Source organism: Pseudomonas sp. NPDC087803, from assembly GCF_044742995.1.
Lineage (GTDB): Bacteria > Pseudomonadota > Gammaproteobacteria > Pseudomonadales > Pseudomonadaceae > Aquipseudomonas.
Window position 1 is genome coordinate 2533 of sequence record NZ_JBIUVO010000134.1, and the last position, 321, is coordinate 2853.

General features: G+C 47.4%; 1 protein-coding gene and 1 tRNA gene. Both read left to right on the plus strand.

The window, feature by feature from the left end:
- The first annotated feature begins 17 nt into the window (after nucleotides 1-17).
- Nucleotides 18-93: transfer RNA gene (locus ACIOUG_RS26865), tRNA-Thr, on the plus strand.
- Nucleotides 94-177: 84 nt separating this feature from the next.
- Nucleotides 178-321, plus strand: a 144-nt coding sequence (locus ACIOUG_RS26870; protein ID WP_232895364.1) for a GTP-binding protein, incomplete at its 3' end; no start/stop codon positions are given.

The following is a 321-nucleotide window of genomic DNA, read 5'->3' on the forward strand; positions in this document are numbered from 1 at the left end:
GTTGTGCAAAGTGTTACGCTCTTGTAGCTCAGTTGGTAGAGCACACCCTTGGTAAGGGTGAGGTCAGCGGTTCAAATCCGCTCAAGAGCTCCATATAACAAGGCAGATATGAAAATATCTGCCTTTGTTTTAATGGTAGATATCGTTCGTTTAATTCTTCTGTTGAGGGTGTTATCGATGGCTAAGGAAAAATTTGATCGTTCCCTGCCCCACGTCAACGTAGGGACCATTGGTCACGTTGACCACGGTAAAACCACTCTGACCGCTGCTCTGACTCGCGTCTGCTCCGAAGTTTTCGGTTCGGCCGTAGTTGAATTCGAC